The following is a 17723-nucleotide window of genomic DNA, read 5'->3' as shown; positions in this document are numbered from 1 at the left end:
TTCCTTCTTTCAGCGGGGGAGGGAGACCAGATGGTCGTCCGGCGCGATGACCGAGACGCTCGATCCGGGAGTCAGTGGCGTGCCGCTGCGTACGTCGGCGAGCAGCCTGACGGTCGCGCCGGACGGGTCGACCACGTCGAGCGAGACCAGCAGGTCGACGCCGCGGAAGGCCACGTCGACCACCTTGGCGTCAAGGCCCTGACCTTGCTCGGCGAGGCGCAGATGCTCGGGCCGGATGGTCAGCGGGGTGCCGTCGGCCGCGGTGAGGAAGTTCTCGTAGCCGAGGAACTCGGCGACGAAGCGGTCGGCCGGACGGGGGAAGATCTGCTGAGGAGAGCCCTGCTGCACGATCCGGCCCTCGTTCATGATGACCATCTCGTCGGACATCTCCAGCGCCTCGTCCTGGTCGTGGGTGACGAGGATGACGGTCAGCTTGGTCTCCGCCTGGATGCGCCTGATCTCGGCCCGCATCTGGACGCGCAGGCGGGCGTCGAGGTTGGACAGCGGCTCGTCGAGCAGCAGGAGCTTGGGCCTGATCGCGATGGCCCTGGCCAGCGCCACGCGCTGCTGCTGACCGCCGGAGAGCTTCTTCGGCTTGCGGTCGGCCAGGTGCGCGAGCCCGACGAGCTCCAGCGTCTCCATGACCCGCGACCGTCGTTCCGCGGAGGGCACCTTGCGCAGTTTGAGCCCGTAACCGACGTTGTCTGCCACCGTCATGTGCGGGAACAGCGCGTACGACTGGAAGACCATCCCCAGATTCCGCTTCTCCGGCGGCGTCCGCGTGCTGTCGACCCCGTCGATGCGGATCGTCCCCGACGTCGGTGCCGAGTAGCCCGCGATCATCCTCAGCGTGGTGGTCTTGCCGCATCCGCTCGGGCCCAGCAGCGTCGTCAGCTGCCCGGACGGCACGGTGAGGTCGATCTCGTCGACGGCGGTGAAGGAGCCGAACCTCTGGGTGACTCCGATCAGCTCGGCGGCGGCGGTCATTGGTTGATCCCTCCGAAGATCTTGGCGAATCCGACCGTGCGCTCGGCGATCACCGCGATGACCACGGTGGTGGCCAGGACGAGGGTGGACGCGGCGGCGACCATCGGGTCGTAGGACTGCTGGACGTAGTCGAGCATCGTCACCGGCAACGTACGGAAGTCGCGTCCCTGCAGCAGGAGCGACAGCGGCACGTTGTTGAAGGAGGTGACCACGCTGAGCAACCCGGCGGAGAAGATGCCCGGCCGCAGGATGGGCAGCGTCACGTTGAAGAACGCGCGCAGCGGCGAGGCGCCGAGCCCGCGGGCGGCCTCCTCCAGCCCGGGGTCGGCCAGCGCGAGCGAGGCGCCGGTCACGCGTACGGCATAAGGCAGCATCAGCGCCGTGTGCCCGACCAGCAGGGTGCTGAAGTTGTCCAGGTCCAGGCCGACCATCAGCTGCTGGAACAGCGCGAGCCCGACGACCAGCTCGGGGACGATGAGCGGCGACAGGAACAACCCCTCGACCAGCCCCTTGCCAGGGAGTTTCCCCCGGTGGATGGCGAGCGTGACAGGCACGCCGACCAGCAGCGCGAGCGCGGTGGCGAGCACGGCGAGCTCCAGGCTGGAGAGCGCGGCCCCGATGAACGGCTCGTAGCCGAGCGCCTCGTCGAACCAGCGCAGCGAGATCCCGTCGGGCGGGAACCTCAGAGTGCTGCCCGCTGTGAAGGCGGTGGCGACCACGAAGATGATCGGCACGATCATGATGACGTAGCCGATGACCGCGAGCGCCGCGGTGATGGGCCGCTTCATGAGGTGGCCCCCTTCCGCCCGATCAGCGAGGACAGTCCGGAGACCAGGAAGACCAGCACCGTCATGATGAGCGCCGTCGCCGAGGCGGAGGCCCAGTCGACCGTGGTGCTCGCGTAGTTGAACAGCTGCGTCGAGAGCATCCGCTGGCTGGACCCGCCGAGCAGATAGGGCGTGGTGTAGGCGGTGACGGACCCCGCGAAGACCAGGGTGGCGGCCACCACGATGCCCGGCATGGTCAGCGGGATGACGACGCTCCACATCGTGCGGATCCTGCTCCCGCCGAGCCCGCGCGAGGCGTCGTCCAGGCCGGGATCGACCTGGGCGACGGCCGAGTAGCAGGAGATGATCGCCAGCGGCAGGAACAGCTGGGTGAGTCCGAGGATGATCGCCAGCTTGGTGTAGAGCAGCTGCGGCGCCACCTCGACGATGCCGAGCTGGACGAGCAGCTGGCCGAGCGCCCCTTTGGAGCCGAGGATCACCAGCCAGCCGAAGGTTCGCACCACATTGCTCAGCATCAATGGGAAGATCGCCACAGCCAGGAAGACCCCGCTCCAGCGGGACGGCGAGCGGGCGAGCCAGTAAGCGATGGGGAAGCCGAGGACGACGCAGATGATCGTGACAGCCAGCGCCAACCCGACAGTGCGCCCGATCACCTCAAGGTCGTAGGGATCCGTGAGCATCTCGCCCAGGCGCGCGAAGATCTCGCTGGTCGCCACGTCCGGCGGCGCGAAGAGCATCGCGGCGGAGGGGATGAGGAAGCCTGCGACGAGAAGGACGAGACCAGGCACCAGTAGAAAGGCCGATGTGCGGGAGATGTCGGCGTCCTTTCTCAGTGGCGTACGCTTGCCTGGAACCGGTTGCGGAACCGGTTCCACGAGCCCTGACCATAAGTTATGAGCGGCCTCGCGCACAAACCCCTGTGTGAAATTCAGGTAACGAACCTAGGAGGATGAGTGCCGACACTCGCGGACGTCGCCGCGCTGGCCGGGGTTTCGAAGGCGACGGCCTCCCGCGCGCTGGGCCGGCCGGACCAGGCCGCCCCGGAGACGGTGGCCCGCGTCCGCGCGGCCGCCGAGGAGCTCGGCTTCGTCCCCAACCGGGCGGCCACCCAGCTGGCCCGCGGGCGGACCGGGGTGGTCGCCGTCGTGGTGCCCACGCTCGACAATACCTTCTTCACCCCGATCATCGGCGGGGCCCAGGCGCGCGCGGCCGACTCGGGGATGCAGCTGACCATCTCGGTGCACTCTCTGGAGCACAAGGCCCAGATCGCCGCGATCGAGCAGCTCGCGCACCAGGTCGACGGCTTCCTGCTCACCGCGCCCCGAGGTTCGGACGAGATCGTCCGCGCCGCCGCGTCGTTCAAGCCGACCGTGCTCATCGACCGCGAGATCAAGGGCATGACCTCGGCGGTCGCCGACACGGCCAGCGCCTTCGGCGCGCTCGTCTCCTGGTTCGTCGAGAAGGGTCACGAGCGCATCGTCTACATCGGCGGCCCGGCGGGCTCGTGGCAGGACCGCCAGCGCCAGGCCGCCGTCCGCGCCGCCACCGAGTCGAGCGGCGCGACGCTGACCATGCTCGGCCCGTACCCCTCGACGTTCGCCGCTGGAGTGGGGACGGCGGAGGCCGTGGTGGCCGCCCGCGCCACCGCCGTGGTCCCCTACGCGACCTCGATCGGTCTCGGCCTGATGTTCGCCCTGCTCAGCCGGGGAATCCGCGATGTCGTGGTCAGCTCGGAGCGCATGATCGTCGAGAGCCTGGGCCTGGACGACGTCCCCGCGATCGACGTGGACGGCGAGAAGCTCGGTGAGGTGGCCATGGACCAGCTCATGACCCTCCTCGGCGAGCGCAAGGAGCCACCGCCCACCAGACGCCGCCTCACGGTACCGATCAGCTAGGGCGTTGCCCGATATCCAGTCCGCTGCAATCCGATTGCATGGCCGGTCCAAAATACTCCCGAATGTCAGTGGCGACAGAGGGGGATACGGCGGATGCGGTTCGCGGTGCTGGGGCCTGTGCGCCTCTGGCGAGGAGACGTGGAGCTGAACGCCGGTCCGCCGCAGCAACGGGCCCTGCTCGCCCTCCTGCTGGCGTACGCGGGACGGCCCGTGAGCCTGGAGGAGATGGTCGACGTCCTTTGGGAGCGGGACCCGCCGGTCAGCTCCACCAACATCGTCCACAGGTACGTGGGCAACCTGCGCCGGTTGCTGGAGCCGGGACTGCCGACCAGGGCCAAGGGAGAGTGGCTGCTCGGCGGCGCGGGCGGGTACCACCTGAAGGCCGACACCGGCACGCTCGACCTGCTGCGCTTCCGCCACCTGGCCGAACAGGCCCGCTCGGCCGCCCCCGCGGAGGCGGTGAAGCTGTACACGGACGCGCTGGACCTATGGCGAGGAGAGGCGGCGTCCGGCATTCCGGCCGAGGTACGGTCCAGGCCGGTGTTCGCCGCTCTGGAGCAGGAGAGGGTCACGCTCGCGCTGGCGGCGGCCGACCTGGCGCTGGAACACGGCGGGACGGTGGCGTTGCTGCCCGCGCTGAGCGCGGCGGCCACCCGGCATCCGCTGGACGAGCGGCTCCAGGCCAGGTTGGTGCTCGCCCTGGCCGCCACCGGCCGCCAGGCCGAGGCGCTGGACACCTGGCAGGCGGTCCGTGACGAACTCGCCGAAGAGCTGGGCATCGAACCGGGCCCCGAGTTACGCGCCGCACAGCAGCGCGTACTGAGCGAGGCGGCCGGGCCGACGGGGGCGCCGGTGGACGAGCCGGTGGACGAAAGGGAAGAGGCGGCCGCTGTGGTTCGGCCCGCTCAGTTGCCCGCCGATCTCGCCGTCTTCGCGGGCCGGCGGGCCGACCTGGCCGGGGCCCTCGCCCTGCTCGACGGTGACGCGCTGAAGACGGTCGTGATCAGCGCCATCGGCGGCATGGCGGGCATCGGCAAGACGACGCTGGCGGTGCGCTGGGCGCACCAGGTGGCCCACCGCTTCCCGGACGGCCAGCTGTACGTGAACCTGCGCGGCTTCGACCGCCTCGGCTCCGCCATGAACCCCGCCGAGGCCCTGCGGAGCTTCCTGGAGGTGCTCGGCGTGCCGCCGCACCGGATCCCGGTCGCGATGGACGCGCGGGTCGGGTTGTACCGGAGCCTGCTGGCCGAGCGCCGGGTGCTGATCCTGCTGGACAATGCCCGCGACGCCGACCAGGTACGCCCGCTGCTGCCCGGCAGCCCCGGCTGCCTGGTGCTCGTCACCAGCAGGGACCGGTTGCCCGGCCTGGTGGCGACAGAGGGCGCGTTTCCGATGACCCTGGACCTGCTCCCGGCCGAGGACGCGCGGGAGTCGCTGGTCCGGCGCCTGGGCGCGGAGCGGGTTCTGCGAGAGCCGTCGGCGGTGGACGAGCTCGTCGACCGGTGTGGCGGGCTGCCGCTGGCCTTGGCCGTGGTGGCCGCCCGCGCCGCCGCCAACCCGGCCTTCCCGCTCTCCGCGATCGCCGCCGAGCTGCGCGAGACGCCCGGAACACTGGACGCCTTCGCGGACGGAGATCCGGCCGTTGACGTGCGGGCGGTGTTCTCGTGGTCGTACCGATCGCTCAGCGCGGGGGCGGCCCGCCTGTTCCGGCTGCTGGCGCTGCATCCGGGGCCGGACGTCAGCGCCGGGGCGGCCGCCGCTCTCGCGGGTGAACCCGTACGGCGTCCGCTGACCGAGCTGACCATGGCCAGCCTGCTCACCGAGCACGCTCCTGGCCGGTACATCGCGCACGATCTGCTGCGCGCGTACGCCACCGAGCTCCTGGAGGACGCCGAGGACGATCGGCCCGCGGCCGTACGACGGCTGCTCGACCACTACACGCGACAGGCGCATGGGGCCGGCAGGAGATTCGCCCCGTTCTGGGTGCGTCCGGAGCTGTCCGGGCCCGTGCCGGACTTCGATGACGACCGGCAGGCGCTGGCCTGGTTCACCGCCGAGCACCCCGTCCTGATGCCGGTGGTGGAGCTGGCGGCCCAGGGCGGGTACGACACGCACAGCTGGCAACTGGCCTGGGCGCTGGAGCGCTTCCTCGACCAGCAGGGCCACTGGCGCGACTGCGCCACCGTACAGCGCCACGGGCTCGAAGCCGCCCAGCGGCTGGGACACAGGACCGCGCAGGCGCACCTCCATCGGGCACTGGCCCGCGCCTCCGCGCGACTGGGAGACTATGACGTGGCCTGGCAGGGCATCCGGCATTCACTGCGGCTGTATGAGGAACTGGGCGACCTGAGCGGGCTGGCCACCGCCCACCGCAGCCACGCGTGGCTGCTCGACCGCGTCGGACGGTACGAGGAGTCGATCGTCCAGGCCGAACGGGCGCTCGACCTCTACGCGGTCACCGGTAACCCGGCCGGCGAGGCCAGCATGCTGCACGCGCTCGCCTGGACCCACATCAGGCTGGACCAGAACTGCCGGGCCGCCTCCTACCTCCAGGAGGCGCTGATCAAGCTGAACGGCCTGAGCAACCGCTACGGCGACGCCGGGGTCCTGGACGGCCTCGGCTACGCCCTGCACCGGATGGGCGAGTACGAGCGGGCGATCGTGTACTACGGGCACGCCCTGACCCTCTACCGGGAGATCGGCGACCGCTACAACGAGGTCGGCACCCTGCGCCACCTCGGCGACAGCCACCGCGCGGCCGGTGACCAGGACGCGGCCAGGGCCGACTGGCAACGCGCCCTGACCCTGGTCGACGAGGTCGATCCGGCGACGGCGGGCGATATCCGCGACAAGCTCCACTATCTCGACCTGCCCGACCTGGTGGGCGCCGAGCGACGAGTTAGACGCTCCTGCCGCGGTGGCCCCTGACCGGTTCCAGGTTCAGCTACAGGGGGAGCCGTTGAGCGCGAAGCCGGTCGGGTTGGCGTCGTTGCTGCTCCAGGTGCCCTGGAAGCCGAACGATTGCGAGCCGCCCGCCGGTATGTCGCCGTTGTACGTCACGTTGGTCGCGGTCACCGCCGCACCGCTCTGCGTCACGTTCGCGTTCCAGGGCTGGGTGATCCGGGTGTCGCCGGGGAAGGTGAAAGTGAGCCGCCATCCATTGACCGGGCTGCCGCCGGTGTTCCTGATGGTCACGTTCGCGGTCAGCCCGCCCTGCCATTCGCTCTTGGTGTAGTCGACCCGGCAGGCACCGGTGCCGGGGTCGCCGGGGTCGCCACCGCCACCCGCGCGCAGCCGGACGACCGCGATGGAGTAGGCGGGCACGGTCTGGGTGGCCGCGGTGCCGGTGGTCGCCGTGCCGATCGCCGAGGCGTTCTTCAGGTAGGAGTACACGGTCGGCGCGGCGGACGACGGCGTGTAGCCGCTGTAGGAGAGGTTGACCGTCGCGGCGTTGGCCGGGTCCTTGTTGATCAGCATGACGGTCAGGTCGCCGTTGGCGCGCTTGACCGCGTGCTCCGACAGCAGTGAGCCGGACGAGGTGGCCCGCACCAGGGTGTCGCCGGGGCCGCCGAGCTTGGTCATCATCTGGATGCCGTAGTACGGCGGGAACGGCGTGTTGGCCGCCGGCTCGCAGGTCTCCCCGCTGGAGACCACGCCGCCGTCGTTGTAGTCGGTCGCGCCCTGGATGGTCTTGACGTTCTTGCAGTCGGTGCCGTTGCGCAGGTTCCACCAGTCGATGTTGAAGGCGCCGTTCTCCAGCCAGGTCAGGTAGACGTCCGGGGCGTACAGGCCGGACGGCGAGGTGTTCAGCGCGAAGTTGGAGCTCTCCTCGGTGACGGCGATGCCGACGTTGGGCGCGTTGGCGCCCGCGTACCGGGTGATGAGGTCGCGCAGCGCCCTCGTCATGGTCGCGACCTCGGTCTGCGGCTTGGTCAGCAGTTCGCCCTCGTTGGCGCTGTTGGGGTAGTGATGGACGATCACGTAGTCGATCCGCGAGCCGGCGATGGACATGACGGTGTTGTTCCAGTCCATCGTGTCGCCGGAGCCGACGATGCCGTCCGGCCAGTTGCCCGGCGTGGTCAGCACCGCGCCGATCTTGATGGTCGGGTCCACCGCCTTCATGGCGTTCGCGTACTGCACCAGGTTCGTGGCGTACGTGGCCGGGGTCTTGCTGGCGTGCTTGTCCATCTCCCATTCGGCGCCGTAGTGGCCGTTGCCGTAGACCTCGTTGCCGATCTCCCAGTACTTGATGCCGTAGCCCTTGGTGATGTTGGCCGACCGCACCCAGTCGGCGGCCTCCTGCGGGGTGCCGGAGCCGTAGTTGGCGGTGACGATCGGCTGGGCGCCGGCCGCGCGGGTCGTGGCGACGTACTTGTCGAATTCGGTGTTGGCGGCGATGTACCAGCCGCCTTCGGTGGTGTGCGTCTGCCAGTGGTAGCCGTCGGCGTAGCTGCCGCCCGGGTAGCGGACGGCGGTGACGCCCGCGTCCTTCAGCAGGGTGGACGTCACCGGATCGTTCATGCGGCCGTCCCACACCGCGACGTTCATGCCGACACCCGCGGCGGGGATGGTGGCCAGCCGCTGGTTGGCGTCGATCGAGACGGTGGCGGTCGCCGCGGCGGATGCCGGTGGCGTGGTGCTCGCGGTCAGGCCGGCCGCGGCGAGGGTCACGAGAGAGAGCAGCCGGGCGACACGTTTCGGTAAGCGACTAGGCATGGAGAAACTTTCTCGCTCGATATCCCGATAGTTTCGAGCGGAGCGTAATGAGGCGGGAGGGAGCCGTCAACGCGTCCGTGCCGGTGATCGCGCGGGCCTGGGGTTCATCGGGCCAAGGGGCTGAAAGTTTCAGTCGGCGGGCTCGTAGTCGAGCCAGTCGAAGCGCACGGTGCCGGTGGCCGCGTACATGCCGATGACCCGGCCGGTGAATCCGCCCGCCACCTCCGTGGACAGGTAGCGGCCGTCGAGCGAGGCGAGAACCGTGAACGCGCCGTCCTCGTCCTCCACGCCGAGCTCCAGGGTGTCCGGCTCGGCCCGCGCGTCGCCGCCGCCCTTGTTCGCCAGGACGTCGGCGCGCAGGACCACCGGGCCGGGGGCTACCGCCTGGGCGGCGACCGTCGTGCGCAGCGATCCGACCCTCGCGGTGACGCGGACCTCGGTTCCGGTGGCCTCGATCTCGTAGTGATGGCGGTCGTCCTGAAGGACGCAGAGCCCGCCCGTACCGTCGGCCGGGTCGATCAACGTCCGGGCCCGGCACGAGAGATGCTGCTGACGCCGTCCCACGAAGGTGACGTCGGGCTCGTCGAGCGAGGCGCCGCGCGCGTGCAGCGTCAGCCAGCCGGGACGCTCCCCGGCAGTGCACACTTCTGAGGAACGGCCGCGCAGTGACAGCCACCGTGGGTGCAGCTCCTCCTGGTCGAAGTCATCGCGTACAGGCGGTGCGGGGGCGTCGACGGCGGACGTCAGCTCGCCGATGACGGGCCAGCCGTCGGCCCAGCGCACCGGCGCCAGGAACGTCTCCCTCCCGAGGACATGCCAGCCGGGCGTGCCGCCGCGCGGCCGGACGCCGAGCAGCACCAGCCACCACGACCCGTCGGGCGCCTGCACGAGATCGCCGTGGCCGGTGTTCTGGACGGGCCGGTCGGTGCTGCGATGCGTGAGGATCGGGTTGGCGGGGCACGGCTCGAACGGGCCCTGCGGGCTCGGGCCGCGGGCGATGGAGACGCTGTGGCCCCGCTCGGTCCCGCCCTCCGCGATGAGCAGGTACCACTGGTCGTCGATCCGGTACAGATGAGGTCCTTCGGGAGCCAGCGCCCCCGGGGTGCCCGACCAGAGCCGTCGCGGCGAGCCGAAGGTGCGGCCGCTCTCCGGGTCGATCCGCACCTGCCATATCCCGGCGTACGTGCACCAGCAATTGCCGTCATCGTCCCAGGCCAGGTCCGGGTCGATGCCGGTCACTCCCGGGACCCGGATGGGATCCGACCAGGGCCCGGCGGGATCCGTCGCGGTGAACAGGAGGTTCCCGCCGTCGTCCACGTTCGTGGTGATCAGCCAGAACCGGCCGTCGTGGTGGCGCAGGGTGGGGGCGTAGACGCCGCCGGAGAACGAGCCGGTGACCGGCAGGCGCAGCTGGCTCGGCCGTTCCAGCGCGTTGCCGATCTGGGCCCAGTTCACGAGGTCGCGGCTGTGGAAGATCGGGACGCCCGGGAAGTAGGCGAAGCTGGAGCACGCCAGGTAGTAATCCGGTCCGACGCGGCAGATCGTCGGATCGGGGTGAAAGCCCGGGATCACGGGGTTCGTCATGCGTCTCGACGCTGGCACGCACCGGTCGGGCCGTCAAGAGAAAGTTTCATGGCAATAGAAACATCGTGAGATGTTTATGTTTCTGGGCGAGACCCTTGCGCGGCGCCGCGGGAGGCGCTTAACCTCACGGCAACATTCAAGCGTTTCGACAACCACACGCCTCCCTCTTCCGCATGGTCGCGGCTGATCCGAGGGCGTTCGTCGGGCAGTCCGGGCATCGCGCCGCACTCCTCCGTGCCACCAGGGTGCTCCATGTCGGCTGCCACGCTTCGGAAACTTTCCACGAGAAAGGCTCATCCGATGGGGAATGACTCCACAGGGCTCAGCCGCAGAGGGTTCCTGCGTGACTCCGCGCTCACGCTGGGTGCCGCGGCGTTCGCCACGCCCTTGCTCGCGGCCTGCGGCGGCTCCGGTACCGCCGGAGGCGTCAGCGACAAGAAGGGGCTCGCGGCGGTGCTGCCCGAGTACGTGCCCTCGACCGGCGGAGTGAAGCCGGACCTCGCGAGCGTCCCGGGCGCCTCCGGAGCCAGGACCACCCCCGGGTTCCTGAACTATCCGGCCGATCTGGTCAAGACCGTGAAGCAGACTCCCGGGGCCGGCGGGACCTACAAGGCGATCACGCCACTGTGGGGTTCGATACCCCGCTCGGGCAACGCGTACTACCAGGCCGTCAACAAGGCGCTCGGCGCGGAGCTCGTCGTCAGCCCCGCCAACGGCAACACGTACGCGACCACCATTCCGACGCTGGTCGCCGGCGACAAGCTGCCGGACTGGATCCAGCTGCCCACCTGGTGGAACGCCATGTTCAACACAGGCGAGCTGGCCGCCAAGAGGTTCGCCGACCTGACGCCGTACCTGTCGGGCGGCAACATCAAGAAATATCCGAACCTCGCCGCCATCCCCACCGGCGGCTGGGCGGCCGGCGCGTGGGAGGGCAAGCTCTACGGCATCCCGTCGTTCGCGACGGAGCAGGAGCTGGCCGGCGTCCTCTACTTCCGCAAGGACGTCTTCGACGCCCGGGGCATCAACCCCGACGAGGTCAGGTCCGCCGACGACCTGTACCACCTGGGTGGCCAGCTGACCGCGGCGAAGTCCAACGTGTGGGCCTTCGACAACCTCTGGCTGATGCTCCAGCAGATGTACAAGGTGCCGTCCGAGTTCTACGTGGAAGGCGGCAAGCTCCACAGCAGCTACGAGTCACCCCAGATGGAGGCGGCGCTGGAGTTCGCCTACAAGCTCGCCAAGTCGGGGTATGTGCACCCCAACGCCCTGGCCAACGACACCAGCAGCGCGACGCAGCGCTTCTACAGCGGCAAGGAGCTGGTGCAGCCCGGTGGCAAGGGCGGCTGGAACGTCATGGACGCGCAGACCGGCATGGCGGCCGAGCCATCCTACGTACGCGGCGCGTTCAAGGTCTTCTCGGCGGACGGCGGCACCCCCACGATCCTGCTGGGCGCGCCCACGAGCCAGATGAGCTACCTCAACAAGAGTCTGTCGCAGAAGCAGATCGAGGAGTGCCTGCGTATCGCGGACTTCCTGGCCGCGCCGTTCGGCACCTACGAGTACACGCTGCTCAACTACGGCGTCGAAGGGGTCGACTGGAAAAGGGGCGACAACGGCCCGGAGTACACCGAAAAGGGGCGGAAGGAAGCCAACCAGGTCACCTACCAGTTCCTGTGCGCGCCCGAGAGCGTCGTGAGCAATCCCGGCTTCAACGCCATCACCCAGGCCTACTGCGCCTGGTCGGCGGACGCGGTCAAGTACGCCGTCAAACCGGTGTTCTGGAACATGAACGTGACCGTCCCCAGCCGCTTCGCGAGCGTCCACACCGCGCAGCAGGTCATCGACATCATGACTCAGGTGACCTGCGGGACCAAGACGGTCGCCGACTTCAAGGAGACCGTCAAGACGTGGAAGGCGGCCGGCGGCGACCAGCTCATCGCCTGGTACCAGACCAATGTCCTCGACAAGTACGGCACCGGACAGTGACGGCCGCCGAACGGCCGGACGGTCCGGCGAGGAGGACGCTGTGGCAACGCTGACCAGGGGCGGGACGGCAGGTCCTGACGTCGGTGAGGGAGCCGCCGGAGGGAAAGGCGCGAAACAGCCGGGGCTGAATTGGCGCGTACGCCTGCGCCACGACAAGACGCTGATCATCATGACGCTGCCGGCGCTGGCGTTGATCATCGCCTTCAACTACCTGCCGATGTTCGGCACGGTCACGGCGTTCCAGTACTACGACTACATCTCCGGCTTCTTCGCCAGCCCTTGGGCCGGTCTGGACAACTTCCAGCAGCTCTTCATGGACGCGAACTTCTGGCACGCGCTCCAGAACACCCTGGTTCTGAGCTTCGTCCAGCTTGTCCTCTTCTTCCCGGTCCCGATCGCCCTCGCGATCATGCTGAACTCGGTGCTGAGCTCCAAGGTCCGTTCGTTCTTCCAGGCGGTCGTGTACCTTCCGCACTTCTTCTCCTGGGTGCTCGTCATCACGCTGTTCCAGGAGATGCTGGGCGGCGCCGGTGTGCTCAACCACTTCCTGCGCCTGCACGACCTGGGCACCTGGGGCATCATGACCGATCCCGGCGCCTTCAAGTACCTGGTCACCGCGCAGGCGGTCTGGAAGGAGGCCGGCTGGGGGATCATCGTCTTCCTGGCGGCCATCGCCGGGATCAACCCGAGCCTCTACGAGGCCGCGGCGGCCGACGGCGCCGGGCGCTGGCGCCGCATGTGGCACATCACGCTGCCCGGCATGCGCGGCGTCATCGTGCTGATGCTGGTGCTGCGCCTCGGCAACGCGTTGAGCGTCGGCTTCGAACAGTTCCTGATCCAGCGCAACGGGGTCGGTTCGGGCGTGTCCGAGGTGCTCGACACGTACGCGTACTACTACGGCGTCGTCGCCAACAACTACGGGGTCGGCGCGGCGGCCGGGCTCTTCAAGGGAGTCGTGTCGCTGATCCTCATCCTCGCGGCCAACAAGGTCGCGCACCTCCTCGGCGAAGACGGCATGTACAGGAGGAGCAAGTGACCATCACATCCTCGCGCCCGGTGTGGGAGGAGAAGCCCACCGTCCTCGGGCAGCTCACCAAGGGTCTGAGCCTGGCCGTCGTGCTGCTGCTGATCCTGGTTCCCCTCTACTGCGTGGTGATCACCAGCTTCTCCACGCAGGCCTCCATCAACGAGGCCGGCGGGATCGTCATCGTCCCCACCCACGGGCTGACCCTCCAGGCCTACAGCGAGATGCTGGGCGGCGGGGTGGTGACCAGAGCGATGATCATCGCCCTCGGGATCACGCTCGTGGGCACGGCGATCTCCATGGTCGTGTCCGTGCTCTGCGCGTACGGACTGTCCCGGCAGAACTCCTTCGGCCACCGTACGATCCTGCTGACCTTCGTCGTCACGATGTTCTTCAGCGGCGGCCTGATCCCCACGTTCATCGTGGTCGCCAACCTCTTCGGCGGCTACGAGCAGTACTGGGCGCTGATCCTGCCCAGCGCGGTGTCGGTGTTCAACATCCTGATCATCAGGGCGTTCTACATGAGCACGGCGCGCGACCTGATCGACGCCGCGCGGATCGACGGCGCGGGCGACTGGCGGATCCTGTGGTCGGTGGTCCTGCCCACCTCCAAGGCCGTGAACGCGGTGATGGCCCTCTTCTACGGCGTCGGCTACTGGAACAGCTGGTTCAACGTGATGCTGTACATGCCGGCCAACGACCGCAAATGGCCCATCCAGTATGTGCTGTACGAGTACGTCAACCAGGGCGCCTTCATGCCCGGTGCCGCCGCCGCCCACGACGTGGCGGGTCACGGGCAGCCCGCGCCCCTGGCCCTGCAGATGGCGGTGGTCGTCCTCACGCTGATCCCCATCATGATCGTCTACCCCTTCATGCAGAAGCACTTCGCCAAGGGAGCTCTCACGGGTGCCATCAAGGGCTGAGGGCCGGGCGGCGGGGGTGACGATCGCGGACGTCGCCGCGCACGCCGGTGTGTCCATGAGCACCGTGTCCTACGCGCTCAGCGGCAAGCGCCGGATCTCCGGGCCGACCCGGGAACGCGTCATGCGGGCCGTCGCGGACCTCGGCTACCACCCGCACGCCGGGGCCCGGTCACTGGCGTCGAGCCAGTCGAACGTCATAGCGGTCATGGTGCCCCTGCGCACCGGCATGTACGTACCGGTGATCATGGAGATCCTGATGGCCATGACCACCGCCGCGCGTACACACGGCAAGGACATCCTGCTGCTGACCGGAGACGAGGGCACGGACGGCGTGCGGCGGGTCGCGGCCAGCGGCCTCGCCGACGCCGCCGTGCTCATGGACGTCGAGCTCCACGACGAGCGCATTCCGGTGCTGCGCGAGATGTCCATGCCCGCCGTGACGGTGGGACTCCCCTCCGAGCCCGGTGACCTGGCCAGCATCGACCTGGACTTCGAGGCGGCCGGTGGGGTCTGCGCCGACCACCTGGCCGACCTCGGGCACGACGACGTCGCGCTGATCGGCCTCAGCGCAGGCGTCTACCACCGGCGCACCGGATTCGCCGCCCGTACGGTCAGCGGCTTCATGAACCGGGCGCGGGAACGCGGCCTGCGCGCCACGCACACCCCGTGCGACGGCACCTTCGACTCGGCCGCGCACGCGCTCACCCGGATCCTCGACGAGCGGCCCGCGACGAGCGGGATCGTCGTGCAGAACGAGGAGGCCGTCGGCCCGCTGATGAACCTGCTGCGGCAGTTCGGGCGCGGCGTTCCGCAGGACGTGTCGGTCGTCGCGATCTGCCCGGACCAGGTGGCGCTCCAGACCTCGCCGCGCCTCACGAGTGTGCCGATCCCCGCGGAGGAGATGGGCCGCGGCGCCATCCGGCTCGCCATGGCGCGACTGTCCGGCCGGCCGATGGCCGGGGCCACGCTGATTCCGCCGAGGCTCGTCGTACGGGGCTCCTCGGGAGCCAGGTTCACCGGCGGGCCGGCGGTCGGCGGCGCGCTGGGCGGTCCCTCAGATCTGCCAGTATGAAAGCGGCGGCGGCGACGGCGGGCGGGGCGGATGTCCTCCCGCGAGGCAGGCGGTAACGAGATGGTGACGGGGGAAAGCGCCGTGGCGGACAACCTACCGGCGGACAACGGCCAGGGTCCGCGGGATGCCGCGCAGGGGCCGGTCACCATCGCCTACATCGCGGAGTCGGCGGGCGTGTCGATCCCCACCGTCTCGAAGGTGCTCAACGGCCGGACGGGAGTGTCCGACGACACCAGGGCCCGCGTCGAGGAGCTGATCAACAGGTACGGCTACCGCAAGCCGCCCGGCAGCCGCAACAATACCGTGGAGCTGGTGTTCCGCGAGCTGGAGAGCATGTGGGCGGTGGAGATCATCCGAGGCGTCGAGCGGGTGGCCCGCAAGAACCGGGTCGGGGTCATGGTCTCCGAGTTCGGTCTCCATGACGCCCCCGGCCGCACCCTGGGCGACGTGACGGAGCGGCGCCCGCACTGCGTACTTTCGGTGGCCCAGCTGTCGGAGGCCGAGCGCGACCAGCTGAAAGCCAAAGGCATCCCCTTCGTCGTCTTCGACCCGACCGCCGAGTTGCCCGATGACGTGCCGTTCGTCGGCGCCACCAACTGGCGGGGCGGCCGATCCGCGACCCGCCACCTGATCGAGCTGGGGCACCGGCGCATCGCCATGATCGGCGGACCGGAGGACGTCTCGTGCTTCCGCGCCCGCCAGGCGGGCTACGGCTCGGCGCTGGAGGCGGCCGGACTGCCCGTGGACCCCGGCCTGATCGTCCACTCCCCGCTCACCAGCGAGGACGGCTGCGCCGCGGCGCAGGCTCTGCTGACTCGCCCCGACCGCCCTACGGCCATCTTCGCCGCGAACGACCTGCAGGCGCTGGGCGTCTACAAGGCGGCCCGCGAGCTCGGCCTGCACATCCCGGACGACCTGAGCGTGGTGGGCTTCGACGACCTGCCGGTCGTGGCCTGGGTCGACCCGCCGATGACCACCGTCCACCAGCCGCTGACCGAGATGGCGGTGGCCGCGACAGAGCTGGCACTGGCTCTCGGCCGGGGCGAGGAACCGGCACAGGTCGGCTTGGAAATCGCCACCACACTCACGGTCCGGAACAGCACCGCTCCCCCCAAGGGGTGAGGCGCGACAGGTTATTCTTGCGCCGAGAACGGGCCCGCGACGGGTGACCGCACCGGGCCGGCGGTGAGGGAGGGAAGCCCCATTGTCGTACGCCGAGTCGGGCGAACCGGTGGCCGACCGGGAACGCCCGCGCGGCGATCCGGCCAGACCCGTGACGATCTCCTACATCGCCGAGACCGCCGGGGTGTCGATCCCGACGGTCTCTAAGGTCATCAACGGCCGTTCCGGCGTGTCCTCCGACACGCGCGCCCGCGTCGAGGCGCTGATCAACGAGTACGGCTACCGCAGGTCCAACCGCAGCAACATCATGGAACTGGTCTTCGACGAGCTCGAAGACATGTGGGGCATCGAGATCATCCGCGGCGTCGAGCGGGTGGCCCGCCGGCAGCGGGTCGGAGTCGTGCTGACGGAGTTCGGCCCGCGGGGTGACGCGGTCGGCTACCCGAACGACGACACCCTGGCCCGCCGCCCGGCCTGCGTCGTGACGGTGGCGCAGCTGTCGCAGGAGCAGCGCGAGCAGCTGCGGGCCAGAGGCATCCCGTTCGTGGTCTTCGACCCCACCACCGAGCTGCCGGACGACGTCCCTTTCGTGGGAGCGACGAACTGGTCCGGCGGCCGCTCGGCCACCCGTCACCTGATCGAGCTGGGACACCGCGGGATCGCGATGATCAGCGGCCCCGACGAGGTGCTGTGCTGCCGGGCCCGGCTGGACGGCTATCGCTCCGCGCTGGATGCCGCCGGCCTGCCGGTGGACGCGGACCTCGTCGTACGCACCGACCTCACCATGGAGGACGGCCGCGTGGCCGCGCTCGACCTGCTGAACCGCCCGGAGCGCCCCACGGCGATCTTCGCCTGCAACGACCTGCAGGCGCTCGGCGTCTACCAGGCCGCGCGGGCGCTGGGGCTGCGGATCCCGGCGGACCTGAGCGTGGTGGGCTTCGATGACCTGCCTGTGGCCGCCCTGGTCGATCCTCCGCTGACCACCGTTCACCAGCCACTGACCGAGATGGCCGCGGCCGCCACCGAACTGGCCCTCGCCTTGGGCCGCGGAGAGGAGACGCCGCGGACCGGCCTCGAACTGGCCACCACCCTCACGATCCGGCAGAGCACCGCTCCACCGCCAGGCGACTGACCAGGGTCGCCTGGCGGTGACAGCGTCAGACGCCGACGGCCATGACCTCGAGTTGAATGTTGTCGATGTCCCGGAAGATGACCACCGAGTAGACGAAGGGCTCCTTCACGCTCTGGATGCCGGAGTGCGCGACGCCGAGCCTGTCGAGCCAGTCCGACCAGGCGAGCAGTCCTTCGCGGCCGTCCACCTTCAGGGAGATGTGGTCGAGGCCGGTCCGCACCTCGTCGAACTCCTCGCCCTGGTTGCCCGCGTTGTGGTGCAGGCCGATGGCCAGGCCGGTGCGGGGCTCGATGACGAGCTCCGCGTATCCGGTCCACTCGCGGCCGTAGTGGGGAAGCTTGCCGTTCACGAGTTCGGCCTGGAAGACCTTCTGGTACCACGCCACGCTGGCCTCGAGATCCCTGACGGTGAAGGCGAAATGGGCCAGGCCGGCGAAGGGGGGTGCGGTGGCATCGCTCATTCGTGGTTCCTCATCTGTGAGTCATTCGGGA

At 69.5% G+C, this 17723-nt stretch carries 14 protein-coding genes; 8 read left to right on the top strand and 6 right to left on the bottom strand.

Annotated features, from left to right (window positions below; genetic code table 11):
• Positions 1-9: 9 nt before the first annotated feature.
• Genes ACQP2T_RS42055 through ACQP2T_RS42045 form a run of 3 tightly spaced genes read right to left on the bottom strand, consistent with a single transcriptional unit; the run spans position 10 to position 2563 of the window.
• Positions 10-987 (bottom strand): ABC transporter ATP-binding protein, encoded by a 978-nt coding sequence (locus ACQP2T_RS42055; protein WP_357952505.1) that lies wholly within the window; start codon positions 985-987, stop codon positions 10-12.
• Positions 984-1775: an ABC transporter permease gene (locus ACQP2T_RS42050; RefSeq protein WP_433510420.1), complete on the bottom strand. Its 792-nt coding sequence runs from the start codon at positions 1773-1775 to the stop codon at positions 984-986. Before ACQP2T_RS42050 ends, ACQP2T_RS42055 begins: the two co-directional genes overlap by 4 nt.
• Positions 1772-2563 (bottom strand): ABC transporter permease, encoded by a 792-nt coding sequence (locus tag ACQP2T_RS42045; protein WP_357640695.1) that lies wholly within the window; start codon positions 2561-2563, stop codon positions 1772-1774. The genes ACQP2T_RS42050 and ACQP2T_RS42045 overlap by 4 nt, the downstream gene beginning before the upstream one ends.
• A gap of 165 nt (positions 2564-2728) precedes the next feature.
• Between ACQP2T_RS42045 and ACQP2T_RS42040 the strand changes: the two genes are divergently transcribed.
• Both ACQP2T_RS42040 and ACQP2T_RS42035 read left to right on the top strand, forming a co-directional pair.
• Positions 2729-3670 (top strand): LacI family DNA-binding transcriptional regulator, encoded by a 942-nt coding sequence (locus ACQP2T_RS42040; protein ID WP_433510419.1) that lies wholly within the window; start codon positions 2729-2731, stop codon positions 3668-3670.
• Between the two features lie 138 nt (positions 3671-3808).
• The gene (locus ACQP2T_RS42035) at positions 3809-6598 is read left to right on the top strand and encodes a BTAD domain-containing putative transcriptional regulator (RefSeq protein ID WP_433510418.1); all 2790 of its coding nucleotides are present in this window, start codon (positions 3809-3811) and stop codon (positions 6596-6598) included.
• Positions 6599-6610: 12 nt separating this feature from the next.
• Here ACQP2T_RS42035 and ACQP2T_RS42030 read toward each other — a convergent pair whose 3' ends face one another.
• Positions 6611-8386, bottom strand: coding sequence for a cellulose binding domain-containing protein (locus ACQP2T_RS42030; protein WP_433510417.1), 1776 nt, complete (start codon positions 8384-8386; stop codon positions 6611-6613).
• A gap of 129 nt (positions 8387-8515) precedes the next feature.
• Positions 8516-9970 carry a glycoside hydrolase family 43 protein gene (locus ACQP2T_RS42025; RefSeq protein ID WP_433510416.1) on the bottom strand — a complete coding sequence of 485 codons (1455 nt, stop codon included), beginning with the start codon at positions 9968-9970 and terminating at the stop codon, positions 8516-8518.
• A 300-nt stretch (positions 9971-10270) separates the two neighbouring features.
• On the opposite strand from ACQP2T_RS42025, the gene ACQP2T_RS42020 reads away from it, so the two are divergent.
• The 6 genes from ACQP2T_RS42020 (at position 10271) to ACQP2T_RS41995 (ending at position 17232) form a co-directional block, all read left to right on the top strand.
• Complete coding sequence (locus ACQP2T_RS42020; protein WP_433510415.1) at positions 10271-11959, top strand: hypothetical protein; 1689 nt, start codon at positions 10271-10273, stop codon at positions 11957-11959.
• Between the two features lie 40 nt (positions 11960-11999).
• Positions 12000-12995 carry an ABC transporter permease gene (locus ACQP2T_RS42015; protein ID WP_433510414.1) on the top strand — a complete coding sequence of 332 codons (996 nt, stop codon included), beginning with the start codon at positions 12000-12002 and terminating at the stop codon, positions 12993-12995.
• Positions 12992-13906: a carbohydrate ABC transporter permease gene (locus tag ACQP2T_RS42010; RefSeq protein WP_433510413.1), complete on the top strand. Its 915-nt coding sequence runs from the start codon at positions 12992-12994 to the stop codon at positions 13904-13906. Before ACQP2T_RS42015 ends, ACQP2T_RS42010 begins: the two co-directional genes overlap by 4 nt.
• Positions 13890-14978 carry a LacI family DNA-binding transcriptional regulator gene (locus ACQP2T_RS42005; RefSeq protein ID WP_433510412.1) on the top strand — a complete coding sequence of 363 codons (1089 nt, stop codon included), beginning with the start codon at positions 13890-13892 and terminating at the stop codon, positions 14976-14978. Before ACQP2T_RS42010 ends, ACQP2T_RS42005 begins: the two co-directional genes overlap by 17 nt.
• 81 nt (positions 14979-15059) lie before the next feature.
• Positions 15060-16100: a LacI family DNA-binding transcriptional regulator gene (locus ACQP2T_RS42000; RefSeq protein WP_433510411.1), complete on the top strand. Its 1041-nt coding sequence runs from the start codon at positions 15060-15062 to the stop codon at positions 16098-16100.
• An 82-nt stretch (positions 16101-16182) separates the two neighbouring features.
• On the top strand, positions 16183-17232 hold the full coding sequence (locus tag ACQP2T_RS41995; protein ID WP_433510410.1) for a LacI family DNA-binding transcriptional regulator: 1050 nt from the start codon (positions 16183-16185) through the stop codon (positions 17230-17232).
• A 25-nt stretch (positions 17233-17257) separates the two neighbouring features.
• Here the strand turns inward: ACQP2T_RS41995 and ACQP2T_RS41990 are convergent, their stop codons facing one another.
• Positions 17258-17692: a VOC family protein gene (locus ACQP2T_RS41990; protein ID WP_433510409.1), complete on the bottom strand. Its 435-nt coding sequence runs from the start codon at positions 17690-17692 to the stop codon at positions 17258-17260.
• Positions 17693-17723: the final 31 nt, after the last annotated feature.

Source organism: Nonomuraea sp. CA-143628 (assembly GCF_050942315.1).
In the GTDB taxonomy this organism is placed as follows: Bacteria; Actinomycetota; Actinomycetes; order Streptosporangiales; family Streptosporangiaceae; genus Nonomuraea.
The sequence above is the reverse complement of the archived record's forward strand: the minus strand, read 5'-3'. Positions and strand labels throughout refer to the sequence as shown.